The following is a 575-nucleotide window of genomic DNA, read 5'->3' as shown; positions in this document are numbered from 1 at the left end:
ACGTGTGGCAGTACATCGCCCGCGAGGGCATCGAGCTGCCGGACATCTACTTCGCGCACGAGCGTGAGGTGTTCCAGCGGGCCGGGATGTGGCTGACCGCCGGCGAGTGGGGCGGCCCGAAGGCCGACGAGACCGTCGAGAAGCGGCAGGTCCGCTACCGCACCGTCGGTGACATGTCCTGCACGGGTGCCGTCGACTCCGACGCGGTGACGCTGGACGACGTCATCGCCGAGATCGCCGCCTCCCGGCTCACCGAGCGGGGTGCCACCCGCGCCGACGACAAGATGTCCGAGGCCGCGATGGAAGACCGTAAGCGCGAGGGGTACTTCTAAGCATGAGCACGACCACGGAACTCTCCGAGACCACGCTCCTGCGGTTCGCCACCGCCGGGTCCGTCGACGACGGCAAGTCCACCCTCGTGGGACGGCTGCTGCACGACTCCAAGTCGATCCTCACCGACCAGCTGGAGGCCGTGGAGCGCGCTTCGGCGAGCCGAGGCCAGGAGACCCCGGACCTCGCGCTGCTGACGGACGGGCTGCGCGCCGAGCGCGAGCAGGGCATCACCATCGACGTGG

The 575-nt window shown here is 69.7% G+C and carries 1 protein-coding gene and 1 pseudogene; both read left to right on the top strand.

Going from position 1 to position 575, the window contains the following annotated elements:
• Positions 1 to 332, top strand: a pseudogene (locus RB628_RS41200) (phosphoadenosine phosphosulfate reductase family protein); the annotation flags it as partial.
• A gap of 2 nt (positions 333 to 334) precedes the next feature.
• A partial coding sequence (locus RB628_RS41195) for a GTP-binding protein (protein ID WP_318325742.1) occupies positions 335 to 575 on the top strand: 241 nt, incomplete at its 3' end.

The organism is Streptomyces sp. ADMS, assembly GCF_033441795.1.
Lineage (GTDB): Bacteria > Actinomycetota > Actinomycetes > Streptomycetales > Streptomycetaceae > Streptomyces.
The sequence above is the reverse complement of the archived record's forward strand: the minus strand, read 5'-3'. Positions and strand labels throughout refer to the sequence as shown.